Below are 19,612 nucleotides of genomic sequence, written 5' to 3' on the forward strand. Positions count from 1 at the left end.
AAGAACCCGGCCGCCGAGGAATGACGAATATGCTCGCTGAAGTCCGAACCTTCAATGACTCTCAACAGCACGCCGGCTCGATCCAGGGTTGGCAGCAGGTCTATGACCAGCTCGGTCGCGGCTGCCTGACCAGTGAGCTGCGGCAACTGACCGGTGATCGCTTCCAGATCTTCCAGGAGGTGCTGGACAAGCGGGTGGTGCAGCATGGCCGTTCGCCCCAGGGCCGCTTGTGCGCAGCCATGTCACTGGGCAACCCTCCGGTGGTCCAGGGGCAACGGGTAAGCGCGCAAAGCGTGGTGCTGCTGCGTGATGCCGAAGAGTTCGTGCTGCATGCGCCGCAAGGCACGCATTTTTTTGCATTCAACGTCGATGCCGTGCGTTTCGCCAAACTGGCGGCTTTCGAGTTATCCAATGATCAGCTCAAGCGTTTGACCAGCGTGCCCGCGCTTAACGTGGATGAACCGTCACTGCTGCGCATTCGTCAGCGCATTCACCTATTGTTTCGTCACTTTCTGGAACACGCGGACGCCATCAGCCCGGCGTCGGAAAAAATCCTGGAAGATGAGCTGCTCGGTGCGTTCCTCGATCTGTTCACCCACGCAGGCGACGAAGTGCGTGGCCGGCGTGGCAATTTCGCGGTCAGCGCCTATTTGGTCAGACGCAGCCAGGAATTGATCATTGCCAGTGGCGATACCCCGCTGAGCATCCTGGACCTTTGCGAGCAGTTGCGCGTCAGTCGCAGAACCCTGCAGAACAGTTTTCAGGCAGTGACCGGTATGCGGCCAGTAGAGTACTTGCGCAATTTGCGTCTCAACGCGGTCAGGCGACGCCTGATCGCAACCTGCCCGAGCAAGAAAAACGTCGGTGAAATCGCCGTGGCCATGGGTTTTTTTCACCTGAGCCATTTCGCCACGCATTACCGCGAGCTGTTCGGCGAATCGCCGTCGGAAACGCGCAGGTCACCGCGCTGAATCCGCCAGGCCTGGGTCCACCCGCTTGCCGATGTCCTTGAGCCGCGCCAGTTGGTCGATCATCGAAGGCGCTTCATCCAGGCAACTGACGAAGGTCCACAGGTAGGTCATCACCGCGTAGATATGCCCGGCTTTCACCGCTGGCGCCAAGGCCAGTTGGGTGATCGCGACCACGAACAGCAGCGCCGCCAGAATGCCAATGGACAGGAACGCCACTGCTTCACGGTCCGATAGCCCGATGCGCAGCCGCGACAGCACCTGATAGTGGCGGTGCAAGGTATGCGCCCCGACCGTTTCCACCAGGCCGATTTCCTTTTCCAGCCGATTGTTCAAGCGCTCATGCAAGCGTTGGTTGCGCCGCGCGAAGCCCGGCATGAGCGTGACGCATAGCAGCAACGCCAGCAGACAGGCCAGGCCGACCCAGGGCTCGATCACCAACAGCATGCCCGCCGCCCCGACGATCGACACCAGCGCGGTGGCGATTGTCGGCACGTGCTTTTCAAAAAAGTCGACGAAGTCGCGCGCCAGCACCACCCGCGCCGCCGCCTTGGAGGTGCTGTGGCGTTGCAGGCGCTGGTTGAGAATTACCGGTACCGCAAGGTCGGCGTAGATGCGCGTAAAGGTGCGCGTATCCAGCGCCCGCCGCGCCGCGCCAACCACCCAGAAGCCCAATACCACGGCGGCATACCACAATGCACTGGCGGCATCGCCGCGGATGATCGAGTCCACGGCAAACCCGGCGAACAGCGGGTAGGCCAGCAGCAGCGCATTTTCCAGTGCGACCAACGATAAGGTGCCGAACAATTTACCGGGATAGGCCCTGGCGATGGCCTTGAGGGTCTGGCTGGCAGATTGCTGTCCCAGTTTTTTACTTTCTTCGAGCAGAATCGGCGGTGTTACGGATGCCATGGTGCACCTGTGTCGCGCGTTGCGCGTTGATGAAAGTCGCGGGAGATGCCGAGCCGATGACGCGCTTCGTCGGTCATCAACAACAGATCGATCTGGACTTCTTCGATGATGATTTCCAGGGTGATCAGGATGCAGATGGTCGGCGCTGTCAGCAGCCAGTGATAATAGGATTGGGTTATCAGCGATGCACATACGCCCAACAGCCACAGGGCCAAGACACAAGAAGGCGCGTACTTTTGCAGGGGAATACAGAAGCGCTGCACCTTTTTGAGTTTGAATGTGTAGAGCGTCAGTGACGCTTCCAGTTGTTTAAGGGCGATAGGCATCCGCGCTGAATGCAGTGTCGGCATAACAGTTATCCACGTTGGAACGTTAAACAAGGGTGCCAGGCATTACACGGTGTGGCTGATCGCTGCCCGGCGTTCAAGGCCTGGCAGCGTTTGATTGAGCCAGGCGAGATTGACTGCTTCGACTTCCATCCATTCACCTCTGTTGGGGATTTCTTCGCAACTCATGAATGCGATACAACGTCCTTGTAGGTCCAGTAAGGCAAAGTGGCGATATTTAATTGCTCTTTTGAATAAAGAGATACGGAGACGCATGCCATCACCTTGGTGGGTGTTAATAGAGCAAACTTCGCTTCAAGGTTGTCAGGGTTCGATATTCAAAAGGGTTGCCGTTGGCCAACTGAGTTCAAATAAAGTGCCGCCATTTACAAGTGTTCGACAGGCCACGGCGCCGCCATGGGCCAGCGCGATCGAACGCACCACGGCCAGGCCCAGGCCACTGCCGCCCTGGGCGCGGGAACGCGAACTGTCGCCACGCTGAAACGCATCGAAAATAAGGGCGGCGAACGGCTCGTCGACACCCGGACCCTCATCCGCGACCCTCAGGAAATTGCCGCGCTCGTCACTGCCGAGCTGAACGCTGACGTTGCCCGGCGTGGCATGCCGGCGGATGTTGTCCAGCAGTGCCAGCAAGGCCTGGCGGATGCGGGCGGGATCGCAGTGCACGGGGCCCTTGCGCAGGTCCAGCAGCAGGACGAAACCGGCACTGTTCAGGCTGGGTTCGAACAACCGCGCTTCGGCCTCCAGCGCGTCGGCCAGCTCGACATGCTTGATTTCCAGCTTCAGGTAGCCGTTATCCCCCATGCCCACCACGCGCAGATCTTCAACCAGGCGCGTCAACCCTTCGACCTGGCTGAGGAGACTATAGAACTGCGAAGTGTCAGGCTTGAATACACCCTCGGCCAGGCCTTGCAGACGGCCGCGCAGGATGGTCAGCGGGGTGCGCAGTTCATGGGCAATCGCGGCGTTCCAGAAGGCTTGTTCTTCGGCCATGCGTTTCAATCGGTTCGCCATGCTATTGAAGTCATTCACCAGGCGGGCAGCTTCGCCCGGAGAAACGTCTGGCGCCACTGCCCGTGCATCCAGGTCGCCGTCGGCCAGGCTGCGCAGACTGGCCGCCACCGAGTTCAGCGGCATGAGAATGCGTCGGGACAATTTGACGGCCACCGCCACGCCGACGCCCAGGCTGACGCAGGTAATCAAGCTCATCCAGGCCCATTCTACGCCACTGGGCAACCATTCATCCGCCTCCAGCTCCAGCTGCGTCGGGGGCGACAGGGTCCAAAGCAATGCATAGAACACATAGGTGCCGACGACCGCGAGTGCGATTACACACAGCACCACGGCGGTCATCGACAAGATGATCTGCCGGCTCATGCTGTTGCTGACGTTCATGCCTGGCTCCCGAACCGGTAGCCGACGCCCCGGATGCTGGCCGGCACGCCGCGCATGCCGAGGTCTTCGATCTTGCGGCGCAATTTGCTGATATGGCTGTCGACCGTACGCTCCAGGCTGTCGCTCTCAGGTGAGCAGAGCACCAGCAGTTCGGCGCGGCTGAACACTCGACGCGGCGACTTTGCCAACTGCGCGAGCAACCTGAATTCGGTCACCGTCAGTTGCAACGGCTGTTTTTGCGTGCCGATGCGCACGCTTACCTCATGGTTGTCGATGTCGATCTCGAATGGGCCGACGCGCAGCACACTGTGGCCGCTGCCATGTCCCTGATCGGCGCATCGGCGCAGTACTGCCTGGACCCTGGCGATGACCTCCGCCGGGTTGAAGGGTTTGACGATGTAGTCATCGGCGCCTATGCGCAGCCCCATGAGCTTGTCCATGTCCTGATCCTGGGCCGTCAGCATGATCACCGGCGTGTTGCCGCGATGACGAACTTCCGCCAGCACCATCCAGCCGTCCAGCTTCGGCATCAGCACATCGAGCAGCACCAGATCGGGCTTGAGCGCCTGATGCAGCTCAAGCGCGCGCCGCCCGTCCTGCGCATGCACGGTTTTAAAGCCGGCGCGCTTGAGATAGGCCGCGAGGATATCGGCAATCTCCGGCTCGTCTTCGGCGATCAGGATCAGCGCCTGGTTGGCGCTCGATGCAAGGGATGATTCAGTCATGGTCTGCTCGGTCGATGTGCTATGCCGTGGCTCAATGCTGCAACGGTGCGCAGTTTTTCAGCAACGGATTGGATGATGCCTCATCAGCATGCACGTTCAGCGTAGGGTTTATGGAGAAATGATGGAGACCGAAACTTAATTTCCCGGCGAGGGAAGGGAGGGCGGGGTTTCAGGCGAAGCTGATGCGCTCGTTATAGGCGTTTCGCAGCATTGTGCGTTGGTATTCGCAGGGCGTTGTACTGACCAGTTTCTTGAAGTCGCGCAGGAAGTGCGACTGATCGGAAAAGCCCAGGTCCAGGGCGAGTTCCGAAAACGATACATCGTGCTGGGTATTCAGGGTTTCCAGAGCCGCCTGGCAGCGGATGATCCGGCAGAAGGTCTTGGGTGACAGGCCAGTGTCCTGGCTGAACTGGCGATGAATGCTACGGCTGGTGTAGCCACTGAGGTGTTCAAGCTGTTGGATGCGCAGGTCGCCGCGGTGGGCGAGCGCCTGTTGAATGACCATGGCCGTCAGCTTTGAGGTCCTGCCCATCAAGCGCGGGATCAGGTAGTCGTTGAACAGCTTCATTTGCTCCTGCAACTGCGGGGCCTGGACGATGCTCTCGAAAATGCGCTGGGCAAATGCAGACACTTCCAGCAGGTCCCATTCCTGTTCGGTCAGGTCCTCGGCCAAGACGTTGATGAAACCCGGAATCACCCCCGGCGAAAAGCGCACGCCGAAGTAATGATGACCCTGCAGCAACTGGACCCGCTGCGCCTCCAACGGCGTGCCACAAATCCTCACGCTGGGGCGCGTGGCATCACAGTCGAACACGATGTCCACACAGCCATCCGGGACCGCCAGCAGGTCGGCCGAGTCGGCAACGTCAAAGGCATAGAAATGCGAAATCGCCGGGTGATCGGAAGGCACTACCGAATACCGCGATGAGTTGAGCACGAACCAGGGTTGTTCGTACGCGGTGTGGTGCCGCAGCGTCGGCGCGCACAGGTTGACCATCATAGCACCTTCAAGTGGAGACATCCGGGAATAATCACGCATTTATCGCGCCAGTACGTGCGCGCGGAATGCACCGTGATGTCCGAAATTTACAATACCGCCGAAATTCGCCCGCTGATACTCAAGGTCGATAGCGTGGGAGCAGCGCCTACCGCAGCGATATTACCTCCAGTCCGAGAATAATTATGTCCATTACTACAAAAATAGACTTCATCTACCTGTCCGAGCAGGACATGATCCGCGCTGGCGTGACCGACATGCTCGCCTGTGTGAACACCATGGAAGAGATGTTCGGCCTGCTGTATAGCGGCGACTATCGCATGGCCGGGCCGAACAATGATTCCCACGGCGCCATTGTGATATTCCCGAAGGATTCGCCGTTCCCGAACATGCCCAAGCCCACCGCTGACCGGCGCATGATGGCGATGCCGGCCTACCTGGGCGGCAATTTCTGCACTGCGGGCGTCAAATGGTACGGCTCCAATATTGCCAACCGCGAAAAAGGCCTGCCCCGCTCGATTCTGATGTTCACCCTCAACGACCCCGACACCGGCGCGCCGCTGGCGCATATGTCCGCCAACCTGCTGTCGGCCTATCGCACCGGCGCGATCCCCGGCGTGGGCGCGCGGCACCTGGCCCGCAAGGATTCAACGGTGGTCGGTCTGCTCGGCCCGGGTGTGATGGGCAAGACCACGCTCGCCGCATTCATCGCCGTTTGCCCGCAAATCGATACGTTAAAGATCAAGGGCCGAGGCGAGAAAAGCCTGAACGATTTTATCGCCTGGGTGAAGGAAACCTACCCCCAGGTAACCACGATTAAAGTGGTCGATAGCCTCGAAGAAGTGGTCCGTGATTCCGACCTTGTTACTTATTGTAGCTCCGGTAAGACGGGCGACCCCTCAATCTACCCAATCGTTAAACGTGAGTGGGTCAAACCGGGGGCCTTCATGGCGATGCCGGCATCCTGCTCCCTGGATGAAGGGATGGAGCGTGCCGACGTGCGCAAGGTGCTGGACAACACCGGCCTCTACGAAGCCTGGTTCGAAGAATTGCCCAAGCCTGCCCACCACTGCGTGCCGGTGATCGGGGTGCGTTTCATGGACATGATCGCCGAAGGCACGATGCAACCCGAACAGCTTGAAGACATCGGCAAGATCATTGCCGGCGATGCCCCAGGGCGCAGGAACGATGAAGAAATCATCATCATGTCGGTCGGCGGCATGCCCGTGGAAGACGTGGCCTGGGGCACCGTGGTGTACCGCAATGCAATCGAAAGAGGCATCGGCGTGAAACTGAATCTGTGGGAAACCCCGGAGCTGCGCTGAGCCATTTCCTATACAACTGAAGAGACCTTCGACATGACAAAAATCATCAAGCTCAAGACCGGTTCCCCGTTTGAAGACCAAGCCAGCTATTCGCGCCTGGTGGTGGTGGACAACTGGATCTATGTTTCCAACACCGCCGGCCGTAACCCTCAAACCAAATTGATCCCGGAAGACGTCCTCGAGCAGGCGCACCAGGTCTTCGCCAACATCGAAACCGCGCTGGCCGCCGTCGATGCCAGCCTGGCCGATGTGGTGTGCTCGCGCGTGTTCATCCAAGACCCCAAGGATGTGCCGGCGGTGATGGCCTTGATCGGCGAGAAGTTTCGCGGCGTCGATCCGGCCAGCACCGTTACGTGCCCGCCGCTGGGCTCGACGGTCTACAAGGTGGAATTGGAAGTGACGGCTTATCGCAACGCTTCCAAGGCGCAAGTCGACGTCATTCGCCTGTCGCAGTAACCCGTTACGTGGCTGTGCGCGTGCGCGGCTGACCTTAATTGCTTATCGAGTCTTGATCATGGCCCCGACGATTGCGCCCGTGGATACGTCCACCGTGTTTCCCACTGCGACCTGCGTCGTCATTATCGGCGGCGGCATCATCGGCTTGACGGCTGCACTGACGCTGGCCGAACGCAATATTCCGGTGGTGGTGCTGGAAAAAGGCCGTATTGCCGGCGAGCAGTCCTCGCGAAACCTGGGCTGGGTGCGCAAGACCAGCCGGCACGCGCACGATATACCGCTGGCCCTGGCCGCAGACCGCTTGTGGGCGCAAATGCCCGAGCGGGTGGGCGCGGATGTGGGCTATCGGCAAGAAGGCATCATGTTTGTCGCCCGCAACGACACGCAAATGGCCATGCATGAAGGTTGGCTCAAGTCGGTCGAGCATCTGTCCCTTGATTCTCGATTGCTGAGCAAACGCGAGATCGAACAATTGGTGCCGGGCGGCGAGGGCGACTGGGCCGGCGGGATCTACACGCCGTCCGACGCGCGTGCGGAGCCGACCCTGGCCAGCAGTGCGATTGCCAAGGCGGCCATGGCCCTGGGCGTGGTGATCATCGAGCAATGTGCGGTGCGTACGCTGCAGATGTCTGCCGGCAAAGTCAGTGGCGTGGTTACTGAAAAAGGCGAGATCCGCTGCGATCAGGTATTGCTCGCCGGCGGTATGTGGTCGCGGCGTTTTTTGGGCAACCTCGGTGTGTCCTTGCCGACGCTGGCCTTGACCTGCTCGGTGTTGCGTACCCATCCGATGCAGGGCCCTACTGAAATTGCCGTGGGCGCGCCGGACTTTTCGTTTCGCAAACACAAGGACGGCGGCTTCATCATTACCCAGCGTGGCAAGCTGGACGCCTTCCTGACCCTCGATCACCTGTTGCTTGCCAAGCAATACATGCCGCAATTTCGTGCGCAGCGCAGCGTGTTGAACGTGTCGCTGGGCAAGTATTTTTTCAACGACCTGGCGCTGCCCCGGCGTTGGTCGGCCGACAGCATCAGCCCGTTCGAGCGTGTACGCACGCAAGACCCCGCCGCCAACCCGCGGCTGAACAATGATGCGATGAACAACCTCAAGGCGGCCTGGCCGGTATTCGAGCAAGCCCGGATCGCTCAAGCCTGGGCAGGCACCATCGATGTGACCCCGGATTCCAACCCGGTAATAGGCCCGGTCGCGCAAATTCCCGGCCTGACCGTGGCCACCGGTTTTTCCGGGCACGGCTTTGGTACTTCACCGGCGGCGGGTCACCTGGCGGCGGATATTGTCAGCGGGCACGCGCCCATCATCGATCCCAGCCCTTATCGCTTCGATCGTTTCTAAGTCGATCCAGGCCCTGCACTCACGGAGCAAAATCATGTCCCCAGACAGCCGCTTTTTCACCAATCGCGCCGGCTTGCGTTTGCATTTTTTACGTTGGGGCGACCCGAGCGGCGTGCCGCTGGTGCTGTTGCATGGCTTGCGCGCCTATGCACAGACCTGGGAGTCGTTGGTCGAGGCGTTGGGGGGTGGTTATTGCATCTACGCCCTCGACCAGCGCGGTCGCGGGCTGAGTGACTGGGCCCCGGCCGCGAGCTACCACACGCAGTCTTATGTTGAGGATCTTGAGGACCTGATCGCCCATGTGGATCTGCAGCGTTTTGTCTTGCTGGGGCACTCATTGGGTGGGGCTAACGCTCTCGAGTATGCGCGGCAACATCCGGGTCGTTTGGATGGCTTAATCATCGAGGACATTGGCCCCGGCTCCTCAAGCCAAGGCGATGGCGCTGCGCGTATTCGCCGCGAGATGGGCCAGACGCCGTTGCACTTCGACAGTTGGGAGGCGGCCCGCGCATTCTGGAAGGCTTCACGCCCGGGCTTATCGGAGCAGGGCCTAGCGTCGAGGCTGACATATTCGATGCAAAAGTGTGACGGCGTGATTGCCTGGCGCCATGATCAGCAGGGGATCGCCGAGGCACGGCTGAGTATCGAACCGACGGATTTGTGGCCAGCGGTGCGCGCGCTGGATTGCCCAAGCTTGTTCATTCGCGGCAGCTGCTCGGACTTTCTGCCCCCCACGGCGCTGCAGGCGATGAGGGCCAGCAACTCGCACGTGCGGACGGTGGAGGTCGCCGACGCCAGTCACTATGTTCACGACGATCAAGGTGCTGTATTCAATGCGCTAGTTGCAGACTTTCTTGCAAGCCTTGCGCGCTCCGAATGAAGCCCACTTTGCGCTTGGTTGCTCTGCTGGCCTCGCTGACGGCCTTCGTGCCTTTTTCTATCGATACCTACCTGCCCAGCCTGCCGCGGATTGCTGTTGAACTGTCGAGCAGCACTGCTCACGTGCAATATACGATTAGCATTTTCCTCGCTGGCTTGTGCCTGGGCATGTTGTTTTATGGTCCGCTGTCGGACCGCTATGGGCGGCGCCCGTTGCTGCTGGGAAGCCTGGTGCTGTACGGTCTGGCGACGCTGGGTTGCCTGTTTGCTGCAAACATCGAGCAACTCATCGCCTGGCGCTTTATCCAGGCGCTTGGCGGGGCCGGTGCAATGGTGCTGGCCAGGACTGTGGCCAGAGATCTGTACGGCCTGGCGCAGGCCGCGAAGGTGCTGTCCTGGATGCAAATGCTGACGATGATGGCGACGCTGGTCGCACCAATGGTCGGCACCTGGCTGGTACTGATCGATGGTTGGCGCACCATATTCGCCGTGCTATTCCTACTATGTGGGCTGTGCCTGCTGATGGTCAGCGTGGGCTTAGAAGAGAGCCTGTCGCCGCAGGCTCGAAGCACCTCTGTGAAAGCGGCGTTTGCGGCCTATCCGAGTATTCTCCGTCAACCCCGGGCAGTGGCATTGATCCTATGTATGTCACTGACGTTTGGCGGTGTGTTCGCCTTTATCACCGCTTCGCCCTTTGTGTACGTGGAGTACTTCGGTGTGTCGCCGCGCACGTTCAGTGCGCTGTTTGGCCTAAATATTTTAGGCATCATCATGGTGAGCTTTATCAATGCCCACTGGGTCAATCGCCTGGGGCCACCACGTATGCTGGGGTTTGGCGCAGTTGTGGCGGGTGGAGCGGGGCTAGCGTTAATGGTCGCGGGATACACGCAGTGGGTCGGCCTGACCAGTATCGTGTTGTGCCTAATGCTGTACATGGGTGTCACCGGGTTGCTGGGGGCCAATTGCACGGCAAGCCTGATGAATATGTTCCCGACGCAGGCGGGGGCAAGCGTCGCACTGGGGATCTCAATGCAGTTCGCCTTCGGGGGGCTGGCGAGCCTGTGGGTCAGCCGCATAGCGGACGGCACGCCATGGCCGATGTGCCTGGTGGTGGGCTGTTGCGGGCTTGGCTGCCTTTTGGCATACGGCATTGCGCGGTGCGCGCCGGCGATGCCTGCTGACGCCGCATACCCGTTATCTGATCGTTATTGCCGAGATTGCACGGACGAAACCCGGTGCGTTGCTCATCAACACCGCGCACGTCCCGTTGGTGAATGACAACGCGGTGTCCGACGGCCTTGCAGCTGCCAGTTGGGCGGCACCGTGCTGGATGTACTGCACATGGAGCTGCCGCAAGCCGATCGCCCGATTTGCATGATGGCAATCTGAATCACTTCGCTGACGGTCGGAACGTTGCTGCGTTGCCGAATGCGATCCATTGCGTGCCTATCAGCCAAACGACCGCTGCACTGAAGCGGGCGGCGGTTGTTCTCGACCAGATCATGGTCAAAGAGCGGGTGGATGATCTGGAGGAGGAGTTCTTCGCGTTCTGGCGTGGTGACTACTACTACACCGATATTGAGAGGCCTGAATCTGGCGAAGTCGCAGAGCTGAGTCTGGGTAAAGGGCAGAGGCTCGTTTTCACCGATGACCTGGCCAGAGTGGCGTGTGGTATGACTGAAGCTGATGCCACCGCAACCGATACCAGCGCTTGATTTTGTACAGGTGGTGCCAAGGCGTATTGGCTGACATGAGGCTTGTGCAACTTTAGCGAGGCGGAAGCAATCAGCCATCCGCTCGAGTTGAATAGCGAGCATCGAGTCTAGATGTGCACCGAGACGATCAGACAGCGCGGTCTCCTGCGTGGAACCCACTTCGGCCACTTGCGAATGCTCGTCACTCAGCACGCGGTCAAAGCCCGTCCGGGCGACAACCTCATGCTGCATTACGCACTGGATATAGCGGAGCCGGGTGATGTGGTGGTCGTCGATGCTGGGGGCGATCTATCCAATGCCTTGATCGGCGAAATGATGGTTGCTTACGCCATCAAGCGCGGTGTCGCGGGTATCGTTATCAATGGCGCGATTCGAGATTCGGCAGTCATCGGCGCGGATGATTTTCCCTTGTTCGCGGCAGGCATTTCACATCGCGGCCCTTACAAGGATGGTCCGGGTGAGATCAACGTGCCCATTGCGATCGATGGTATGGTGATTGAGCCCGGCGATCTGATTATTGGCGATGATGACGGCCTCTTGTGTGTGCCATTCGATCAAGTCGGCGAAGTCTATGAGTGGGCGGCTGCCAAGCATGCCGCCGAGAGCAAGCAGATGGAGCAGATTGCTATAGGCACCAACGACCGTACCTGGGTACTGGAATCGCTGAAGAAAAAAGGTTGCCTGCTGCCGTAATCTGCCATTGATGCGTGCGGGGCGGGCATTACTGTTACTTGTCAATCAGGAGCAATGACTTGCCTGACCCCCACACCACGCACCGTAGTCAGTGGCCTGCATCCGTGAGGGCGCTGGCACATCGCAATTTTCAAATCTATTTTGCAGGGCAAGCCGTTTCCACCCTAGGCAAGTGGGTTCAACAAGTCGCGTTGTCGTGGTTGACCTATCACCTGACAGGCTCGGCGGTGCTGCTCGGCGCTATTACCTTCCTCAGTCTGGCGCCACAGCTGCTGATTGGCCCTTTGGCAGGCGCCTGGACGGATAGGCACGACAAGCGTCGCCTGCTGATTATCGTGCAGACCGTCCTCGCTCTACAGTCCTTGGCACTGGCGATTCTCGCCTATGGGCAATGGATGAACGGCCTGACTATTGCGCTCATGGCTTTGCTGCTCGGATTGCTCAATGCCGTGGAGACTCCGCTCCGTCAGGCGTTGATCGCAAGCTTTGTTCCTGATCCGGCCGACCTGCCCAATGCCCTCGTACTTAACGCCATGTTAATCAATGCGGCTCGCTTTGTCGGGCCACCCTTGGCCGGTGCCTTGATTGCCTTGGCGGGGGAGGCAGGCTGCTTTTTACTGACTGCCCTGGCGTTTCTGTGTCTGCTGATCGGGCTCATGAAAGTGCGCGTGACGCCAAGCCCAAGAGCCAGTGGCTCAACAGGTGAAGTGTTTCGAGAAGGGGTGCGTTATCTCTGGAGAACGCTTGAAGTTCGGCGGTTGATGGTCAGTGTCGTGATTATCAACCTCCTCGCGTCCTGCTATACCGCGTTGCTGCCCATTTTAGCCAAGACAGTTTATGAGGGGGATGCTCGCACGCTTGGGTGGCTATGGGGCGCTGCAGGTGCCGGCGCTTTCCTGGCGACCGTCGTGTTAGCGGTAAGCGGTTCAGCGTCGAGGTTGCAGCATTTTATATTGGCTGGAGCGGTGTTATGCGCAATGGGCTTGCTTGGGCTGGCTGTGCCTGGCCATCTACTGCTGGCGTTAGTGTGTTTGGCAGTCCTCGGGTTTGGGATCACCGTGAGTAATGTGAGCAGTAATATGCAACTGCAAAGTGGCGCGCCCAGCGCACTTCGCGGACGAGTCATTGCGTTTTACATCGCATTGCGTTTCGGTTTCGAGGCCATTGGGGGGCTGTTTGCGGGACTAATTGCGGCCCACCTGGGGGCGCCTTTGACGCTTGGCATAGCTGGTGGACTGTTGTTAATGATCGTTATTGGTCGTGAAATCGCCAATCGTGGGTAACGTGCCCTAGGGGCAGTCTGAAATAGAAGCTGGAGCGGGTCTGCGATGACACCCGGCGTATTGCTCAGGGGCAACGGCGCTGGTTGGGGATCGGATTCGCGCCGTCGACGCTGTACGGCGCGCTACCTGAGCTTATCCGACGCCTGCGCAGCGATGGCGGTATCGAGCTGGGCCTGTCGGAAATGGTCATGTTGCAGCAGGTCGAAGCCCTGAAAAGTGGGCGTATCGATATCGGTTTCGGGCGCATCCACATCGACGCCGCCGTGGTGCAAAAAAGTTATACATCAGGATCCCCTGGTCGTGGCGCTGCCCGCCGGGCACCACTTGCTGGGCGCGACGGTAAGCATGGAGCAATTGGCCCTCGAACCCTTTGTACTCTATCCTGGCAATATTCGCCCCAGCTATGCCGATCATGTGCTGCGGCTATCTGCCCGGCATGACTTGAAGGTCCGTGTGGCGCAAATGACCAATGAACTGCAGACCGCCATCGGGCTAGTAGCGGCGGGTATTGGCATTTCCCTGGTACCGGCTTCGGTGCAGCGTTTGCACCGCGACGATATTGGCTACTCGCCCTTGTTGGAACCTTTGGCGACTTCGCCGATTATTGTCAGTTACAGGGCAGGGGATGAGTCGGCGTTGCTGCAGCAGTGCCTGACGTGGATCGCCAAATTAGCTGCATCGATGTCGCTCGCCGCTGAAGTTCAACAGGAGACATCTTCGAGGCACCGGGATGTTGCGCATCAAACATCGGACCTGTAAGAGCGATCTGGAAGTTGGAACGACTTTCATCTGGACTCACATGGAGCGCATGTTCCAGCTTGGGTGCGCTGCTTCTTGGATTACCTTGTCGAACCCTTCCGATACTGAGACAGCGTTGGTTAAGGGGAACTGTTTACAGTGACAGCTAATGAGTACACAATTCAGGCCATAAAGAAACTGTTACATTCTGAAACCCTAAGACTTTCAAGAATTTGGAGGGTGAGTAATGGTCCCGTCCGCTGCGCCATATTTAGCTTCGAGGCCCTTGAACTCCTTGAAGCGAAAGAAAGCGACCTTAACAGGTCGCTTTTTTTGCTCTTTTTTCAGGTGCGGTACCACGGAAATAGCATCCGTGAGCCGCTTTTTTCGTTTTCCGAATTCCACTGAAATCCATCTCCAGCCACGGTTTTCAAGTACGTATTCAAGTACACCGCTGGCACAGCCCTTTACGATTCCTTGTGCATCAACTTTCGGATGGGTCCTTCTACCGCTGGGTTGTATTCCCTTGCTTGATGCGGCCAGGAGTGTTCGGGATTGCGGTGTGTCGCTCAGTCTATCTATTGACCGACACACCGCAATGCTGGGCAAGCAGGCTTATCTGCATTGTCAGTTCGGCGGGTGCTGTTCAGGATTGGCGCAGAGGCCTCGTTAGCAGCTCAACCGAATTGACTTGCCGATTCAACTGCGGTTTTTGGCTTCCTGCTACGTGTCAGCTGATAAGCAATTGCCAGCCATATGAACCACCCCGGCATGACCATCAAGGCAACGCGGGTGTCAGGTCTTAATGCCAGCAGGCACAGAACGAAGCCCAAAAAAGCCAGTGAGAACCATGCCATCGGGACGCCGCCCGGCATCTTGTAAGACGACTTGGCGTGAAGCTCAGGATGCTTTTTGCGATAGGCAATGTAGGACGCGAGGATGGTCGACCACGTGAAGATCACCAGAATCGCTGACACGGTGGAAACGATGGTGAATGCCGTCATGACTTCCGGAACGATGAACAGCACGAGTACACCCGCCAGCATCAACAGGGTGGTGAAGGCCAGGCTCAGCAGCGGCACACTGTTGCCCGACAGTCGCCGAAAAATACCCGGGGCGTTGTCCTGATTCGCCAGCCCGAACAGCATACGGCTGGAGGAGAATAAGCCACTGTTGGCCGATGACGCGGCGGATGTCAGGACCACGAAGTTAACGATGCCGGCTGCTGCGGGAAAGCCGGCGACGAGGAAAAGTTCGACAAAAGGACTTTTTACAGGTGACACCTGTTGCCAGGACGTCACGGCAATAATGCAGCCCAATGCCAACACGTAGAACAGGATGATTCATAGCGGAATCGAGTTGATTGCCTTGGGTAGGGTCCGCTCCGGAGACCGGGTTTCTGCCGCAGCGGTGCCGATCAGTTCGGTGCCGGCAAAGGAAAATATCGCCATCTGGAAGCCGGCAAAGAAACCCAGCACGCCATGAGGGAATGCAGCCTGCTTATCCACCAGGTGGCCCAGGGACGCGGTAACGCCACTGGGGGATACGAACGAGCTGGCAATCAGCACGATGCTCACGCCGATAAGCGTCACCACGGCGATGATCTTGATGATCGCGAACCAGAATTCGACTTCACCGAAAAGCCTGACCGTCAGCACGTTCAGGGCGAACAGTGTCGCGAGCATCCCGATAGCCGGTATCCAGGCGGGCAGGTGGGGGAACCAGTACTGGAAAAAGCCTCCCACCACGACGGCATCGCCGATCACCGCAACGCTCCAGCTCAGCCAATACGACCAGCCGAGAAAAAATGCGGCGCGGGGCCCCAGGTAGGCGCCGGCGAAATCCGCAAAGGTCTTGAAATTCAAGTTGGAAAGCAGCATTTCGCCCATGGCACGCATGACGAAGTAAACGAACAGGCCAATGATCATGTAGATAAGGATGATCGAGGTGCCGGAGAGGGCGATGATCTTTCCGGAGCTCATGAACAAGCCCGTGCCAATGGCGCCGCCCATGGCCATTAACTGGATGTGACGATTGCTGAGCGTGCGCTGCAGCGCAGGCTGCTCAGCCCGCTCTGATGAATTCGATTTCATTTCAAAACCTCTTGATCTTATGTTTTTGAGTTTTGGCAGAAAAGTGGATATCCAGCGCCATTGTCAGGAGGCAATGGCGGGTGACGGTGTTGTTTTATGTGGACAGTGACGGCCCCCAGTTCAAATGCCGGGGGCGTCACTCGCAGGTCAACTGGCCGTGCGCAGATGGGCGGCTTTGGCCGGCTGCTGATCCGGCATCTGGAACAGGTTCTTTATATTTTCAGGCGTGGGGACCAGGTGGATATGCCGACCGACCTGATGTTCGTGCGCCATCGCCTGCAGGTAGCGAAGCGACGAGAAATCCTCAAGGGCAAAGCCCACGGAATCGAAGACCGTCACCTGTTCATCGTTCTCGCGTCCCTGGACGTCGCCTTGCACGATTTGGAAAAACTCGACGACGGGCGAGTCAGCCTCCAGTTGCTGAATATCACCTTCAATCCGCGTTTGAGGTTCAAATTCCACGATGACCCGGGCGTTGCGCAGGATGTCGGCGTGCAGTTCGGTCTTGCCCGGGCAGTCGCCGCCGACGGCATTGATATGCATGCCGGGCTCGATCATCTCGGGCGTCAGGATCGTTGCGTAGGCCTTGTCGGCGGTCACGGTGGTGACAATGTGCGCGCCCTTGACCGCCTCCTGTATGGAGTCGGCGTGAATCACGTTGATCGTCGGGAAAGCCGCCAGGTTACGCAGCAGCTTGAGTGAGGCATCGCGATCAATATCGAAGATGCGGATTTCGCTGATGCCCAGCATTTCATGGAAGGCAAGCGCCTGAGACTCGCTCTGAGCGCCATTGCCAATGAGCGCGGGTGCCGGTGTGGATCGGCGGGAGGCCGGGCTTGCGCAAGGTCAGTTGCAGGTCGGGGCTGATCCGCACCCACCAGCCATCGCGCAGCGCCATCAGATCAAGCGGCGCAGGCGGCGCGGCAAACGATTAATGTCCATGCGGGCGTCCTCCACGACCAGTGACCGTGGCGAAACGCTCCATCCAGGCCGGGAACAGTTCACCCGCCAATGCGCGCATTGTTACCAAAGCAGCGGGGGCAGCGCGGCCTGACGGCTTACGGTATTCGACCCGATGCACCGGCCACTGCTGGGTAGCGGCGCGCGGATAGGCATCAATCGCCGGCACCGCCGTGTGCAGCACCTGGACCCCGCCGCTATGGCCGAACACCTGGCGCAGTGCCCGTTGAATTTGCCGCGCATCGGCCGAGACCGGGTGCACACGGTTGATCAACAACCGCAGCGGCGGCGGCTGGATGCCCAAGTGACGGTAGGGCGCAATATCGTCCAGCAACTGCAAGGTGCCCCGGCGCAGTGCGCGCGCTGCGAGGATCTCCGGGGTCACCGACGACAGCGCCAGGTCTGCCGCCAGCACCGCCATCTCCAGCAGCACACTGCGCGCGCCCTGGGTGTCGATCAGCAGCAGATCGTAATACGCTTCAAAAGTCGGCAACAGGTTGCGCAACCGCAAGCGCCCATCGGGGGCATGCAACAGCAAGGTGCCGAGCTGCCCCAATTCGTCGTTGGAGAGGATCAGATCCAGGCCGGGAATGCTGGTGCGCGACACCAACCGCTGCAGGTCATGCTCGTTCAAGGCCAGCAACTCATAAGCGCCGGCACATGCTTGGCGAGTCAGGGCAAAGTAGCTGGACAGGGTCGGCTGCACATCCAGATCCAGCAGCAACACGCGCAAGCCGGCGTCGGCGACAAAGCCGCCGAGGTTAGCCGCCGTGGTGGTCTTGCCGACACCGCCTTTGGTGGAAATCAGGGACACAACACGCATGGTCATCTCCCCTCAGTTGCGCTCGGCGCGGCGTTCGGCGATCCACTGTTCAACCTCCAGCGAATCCCAGCCCACCGCACGGATGCCCAGTGGAATGCTTTTAGGGAAGCGCCCGGTACGCATCAGAGCGTACAAGTGAGCGCGCTTGAGGCCGGTTTTATGCTCGACATCCACCCGGCGCAGTACCCGGCGCTCGGCGTGGGAGGCTATGGAGGTGTTATCAGTCATGGTGATCACTCCGGAAGGCTTGTATAGGGTGATCGGTATTCAATAGCCTGCCTCAGCCGACGGCTACCGCAACTACGGCGCGTCCCACCGCAAGTGCGGCACCGGCCAGCAGGCTCAAGCGGCCAAGCTGCGGCGAGCGGCCGCGAAATGCTTTTGCATCGTGCGCTCGGTAATACCCACGCGCCCGCCGTGGTAGGTCATGACTGTCTGGATGATCGCCGCGTCACTGTCGAACTGGCTGTAACGCTGGCCACCGGGCGAGCTGCCGCGCAGCGCCGTCAGCAGGCCGCCGATGATGTTCAACAGTGCGGAGCGGCCGCGATCACTGAGTTCCTCGCCCGGCGGCGGCAAACGCCGGACCTCGGCTAAACTACGTTTGAGCAGGGTGTTGCGTTCCTTCAACTGCGCGGTTTTATCAGCGCACATATCGAGCTGCACTTTCAAGGCCGTGTGATTGGCGGACATTTCCTGCAATGCCGCCCAACTCAGTCCACGGCGTTCGGCCGGGCCATACAGGAAACGCGGTTTTTCTTCCGGGTAGTTTTGCTGCATCCACGCCTTCAGATGCACCTCGCATACGCACAGGCCCGGGTCATCGAGTAGGCTCACGTCCCGGCAAGTGACCCCGTGTTTGCCGAAGGGCAGATCACCGTTGTGCAGCCCGCAGTAAAGCCGCTCGCTATTCAAATACAGCGTTGGCCAGCGTGGAAAGTCGTCCTGGGTCGGGCGCAGACGGCTTCCGAGTTGGGCCAGGATCAAGGGTTCGAAGCGGTGCAGGTTGCTCCAGCGGATTGCCGCTTCAATCGGGTGGTAATAGGCTTTGATTAACGGAGTAGGTAGTTTTCGCATGATCAATACCTTGCATGAAAAGTGAAGTCATCAATCAATTCCTAGTTTGGGCGGCCATGCTGACAATGAAATAAACGAGGCGTGTGCCAGCAGCCGTCGCGGGTAGCATCTAACGAAACGGTGGAGTTTGGGGGGCGAAATACCGGCCAATGCCAAATACGCGCCCGGTAGACATGCTCGAAGAGCCGATACCCCTGGCGGCATCTGGAAGTGCAGGTTTTCCAAACGGCAGCGCATGGAAAAGTTGCCGTAGGACCACACCGACGCCAACCGCGAATCCGCGCCGATGCGTGTCAGCGGCCGGTCACCTGGCTCGCCACAGCTATCATCCTGCGGGCGTGGCGGGGACCAGGACGCAACATCGTCTGACGGGGCGCACGGGAATGAGGCAAGAGAATAGGATGACGACTCCATTCGGCACCCTAGGAGTAGAACGAAAATGGGCGCGGTGCCTGGCTGAACCGCAGCGCCCCCGGCAGGCGGGGGCTCAAGGTTTGGTGGGGACATCGGGGTCAGATTAGGGCGTGACGGACCACAGCATCAGGCGGGTCGATGTTGCGGTTAGTTCAAGATCGTCCTCACCGTTGAGGATGCGTGTGAACGCCCCCCACTGAGGATCGAAATATTCCCCGAAATCGTCGCCGCCGAGCTCGTTGCGGGCCAACGCCCACCAGTCGTCGAACGCGTCGATATCGGGATTGCAGCCGACCGCGTAGGCAATCACTTTTTGGCGTCCATCGGCTTGGCGCTCGCCCCGCTCGGCGAGCCAGTAGACACCTTGGTCCTTGACCAAAATGATGCAGCATTGATTGGCGATGGCCTCTACCAGCACCGGCTTCAGATCGCTGCCTTTGAAGAACAATGACATGGAGGTC

Annotated in this window: 20 protein-coding genes and 4 pseudogenes; 11 read left to right on the top strand and 13 right to left on the bottom strand. The window is 59.3% G+C overall.

What is annotated here, in order from left to right:
- Positions 1 to 29 precede the first annotated feature (29 nt).
- A complete protein-coding gene (locus tag C4J91_RS10460; RefSeq protein ID WP_124362234.1) occupies positions 30 to 971 on the top strand; it encodes a helix-turn-helix domain-containing protein in 942 nt (313 codons plus the stop codon).
- Here C4J91_RS10460 and C4J91_RS10465 read toward each other — a convergent pair.
- From C4J91_RS10465 to C4J91_RS10490, 6 genes are all read right to left on the bottom strand, one after another.
- Positions 960 to 1,880 carry an ABC transporter six-transmembrane domain-containing protein gene (locus C4J91_RS10465; RefSeq protein WP_124362235.1) on the bottom strand — a complete coding sequence of 307 codons (921 nt, stop codon included), beginning with the start codon at positions 1,878 to 1,880 and terminating at the stop codon, positions 960 to 962. The genes C4J91_RS10460 and C4J91_RS10465 overlap by 12 nt on opposite strands.
- A complete protein-coding gene (locus C4J91_RS10470; protein WP_124362236.1) occupies positions 1,868 to 2,230 on the bottom strand; it encodes a hypothetical protein in 363 nt (120 codons plus the stop codon). Before C4J91_RS10470 ends, C4J91_RS10465 begins: the two co-directional genes overlap by 13 nt.
- 42 nt (positions 2,231 to 2,272) lie before the next feature.
- Entirely contained in the window at positions 2,273 to 2,482 is a 210-nt protein-coding gene (locus C4J91_RS10475) for a hypothetical protein (protein ID WP_124362237.1), read from the bottom strand.
- A gap of 48 nt (positions 2,483 to 2,530) precedes the next feature.
- Entirely contained in the window at positions 2,531 to 3,622 is a 1,092-nt protein-coding gene (locus C4J91_RS10480; RefSeq protein ID WP_124362238.1) for an ATP-binding protein, read from the bottom strand.
- Positions 3,619 to 4,347, bottom strand: coding sequence for a response regulator (locus C4J91_RS10485; protein ID WP_124362239.1), 729 nt, complete (start codon positions 4,345 to 4,347; stop codon positions 3,619 to 3,621). The genes C4J91_RS10480 and C4J91_RS10485 overlap by 4 nt, the downstream gene beginning before the upstream one ends.
- 169 nt (positions 4,348 to 4,516) lie before the next feature.
- Entirely contained in the window at positions 4,517 to 5,344 is an 828-nt protein-coding gene (locus C4J91_RS10490) for a helix-turn-helix domain-containing protein (protein WP_124365135.1), read from the bottom strand.
- Between the two features lie 185 nt (positions 5,345 to 5,529).
- Here C4J91_RS10490 and C4J91_RS10495 point away from each other — a divergent pair, with 185 nt between their 5' ends.
- The 10 genes and pseudogenes from C4J91_RS10495 to C4J91_RS10535 form a co-directional block, all read left to right on the top strand.
- Positions 5,530 to 6,669: a tyramine oxidase subunit B gene (locus C4J91_RS10495; RefSeq protein WP_124362240.1), complete on the top strand. Its 1,140-nt coding sequence runs from the start codon at positions 5,530 to 5,532 to the stop codon at positions 6,667 to 6,669.
- A 33-nt stretch (positions 6,670 to 6,702) separates the two neighbouring features.
- Positions 6,703 to 7,125: a RidA family protein gene (locus tag C4J91_RS10500; RefSeq protein WP_124362241.1), complete on the top strand. Its 423-nt coding sequence runs from the start codon at positions 6,703 to 6,705 to the stop codon at positions 7,123 to 7,125.
- 58 nt (positions 7,126 to 7,183) lie between these two features.
- Positions 7,184 to 8,476: an FAD-binding oxidoreductase gene (locus C4J91_RS10505; protein WP_124362242.1), complete on the top strand. Its 1,293-nt coding sequence runs from the start codon at positions 7,184 to 7,186 to the stop codon at positions 8,474 to 8,476.
- Positions 8,477 to 8,510: 34 nt separating this feature from the next.
- Complete coding sequence (locus C4J91_RS10510) at positions 8,511 to 9,356, top strand: alpha/beta fold hydrolase (protein WP_124362243.1); 846 nt, start codon at positions 8,511 to 8,513, stop codon at positions 9,354 to 9,356.
- A complete protein-coding gene (locus tag C4J91_RS10515) occupies positions 9,353 to 10,633 on the top strand; it encodes a multidrug effflux MFS transporter (RefSeq protein ID WP_124362244.1) in 1,281 nt (426 codons plus the stop codon). Before C4J91_RS10510 ends, C4J91_RS10515 begins: the two co-directional genes overlap by 4 nt.
- Entirely contained in the window at positions 10,572 to 10,733 is a 162-nt protein-coding gene (locus tag C4J91_RS28110) for a hypothetical protein (RefSeq protein ID WP_372238309.1), read from the top strand. The genes C4J91_RS10515 and C4J91_RS28110 overlap by 62 nt, the downstream gene beginning before the upstream one ends.
- Before the next feature lie 43 nt (positions 10,734 to 10,776).
- A complete protein-coding gene (locus C4J91_RS27535) occupies positions 10,777 to 11,070 on the top strand; it encodes a hypothetical protein (RefSeq protein WP_218567797.1) in 294 nt (97 codons plus the stop codon).
- Positions 11,071 to 11,265: 195 nt separating this feature from the next.
- Positions 11,266 to 11,763: pseudogene (locus C4J91_RS10525) on the top strand (RraA family protein); the annotation flags it as partial.
- 59 nt (positions 11,764 to 11,822) lie between these two features.
- A complete protein-coding gene (locus C4J91_RS10530) occupies positions 11,823 to 13,046 on the top strand; it encodes an MFS transporter (RefSeq protein WP_256681673.1) in 1,224 nt (407 codons plus the stop codon).
- 26 nt (positions 13,047 to 13,072) lie between these two features.
- A pseudogene (locus C4J91_RS10535) lies at positions 13,073 to 13,805 on the top strand (LysR substrate-binding domain-containing protein); the annotation flags it as partial.
- A gap of 204 nt (positions 13,806 to 14,009) precedes the next feature.
- On the opposite strand, the gene C4J91_RS10540 reads toward C4J91_RS10535, so the two are convergent.
- The 7 genes and pseudogenes from C4J91_RS10540 to C4J91_RS10570 all read right to left on the bottom strand — a co-directional run bounded on the left by C4J91_RS10540 (position 14,010) and on the right by C4J91_RS10570 (position 19,605).
- Positions 14,010 to 14,189, bottom strand: a complete 180-nt coding sequence (locus C4J91_RS10540; protein WP_124362246.1) for a hypothetical protein — start codon at positions 14,187 to 14,189, stop codon at positions 14,010 to 14,012.
- Between the two features lie 272 nt (positions 14,190 to 14,461).
- Positions 14,462 to 15,877, bottom strand: a pseudogene (locus tag C4J91_RS10545) (amino acid permease).
- A 147-nt stretch (positions 15,878 to 16,024) separates the two neighbouring features.
- A pseudogene (locus tag C4J91_RS10550) lies at positions 16,025 to 16,684 on the bottom strand (ornithine cyclodeaminase); the annotation flags it as partial.
- A 124-nt stretch (positions 16,685 to 16,808) separates the two neighbouring features.
- The gene (locus tag C4J91_RS10555; protein ID WP_124362247.1) at positions 16,809 to 17,660 is read right to left on the bottom strand and encodes a ParA family protein; all 852 of its coding nucleotides are present in this window, start codon (positions 17,658 to 17,660) and stop codon (positions 16,809 to 16,811) included.
- Between the two features lie 12 nt (positions 17,661 to 17,672).
- Positions 17,673 to 17,888 (bottom strand): AlpA family transcriptional regulator, encoded by a 216-nt coding sequence (locus C4J91_RS10560; protein WP_124362248.1) that lies wholly within the window; start codon positions 17,886 to 17,888, stop codon positions 17,673 to 17,675.
- 114 nt (positions 17,889 to 18,002) lie between these two features.
- Positions 18,003 to 18,737, bottom strand: a complete 735-nt coding sequence (locus C4J91_RS10565; RefSeq protein ID WP_124362249.1) for a hypothetical protein — start codon at positions 18,735 to 18,737, stop codon at positions 18,003 to 18,005.
- Positions 18,738 to 19,254: 517 nt separating this feature from the next.
- Positions 19,255 to 19,605 carry a DUF3085 domain-containing protein gene (locus tag C4J91_RS10570; protein ID WP_124362250.1) on the bottom strand — a complete coding sequence of 117 codons (351 nt, stop codon included), beginning with the start codon at positions 19,603 to 19,605 and terminating at the stop codon, positions 19,255 to 19,257.
- Positions 19,606 to 19,612: the final 7 nt, after the last annotated feature.

Source organism: Pseudomonas sp. R3-52-08, from assembly GCF_003851745.1.
GTDB lineage: Bacteria > Pseudomonadota > Gammaproteobacteria > Pseudomonadales > Pseudomonadaceae > Aquipseudomonas.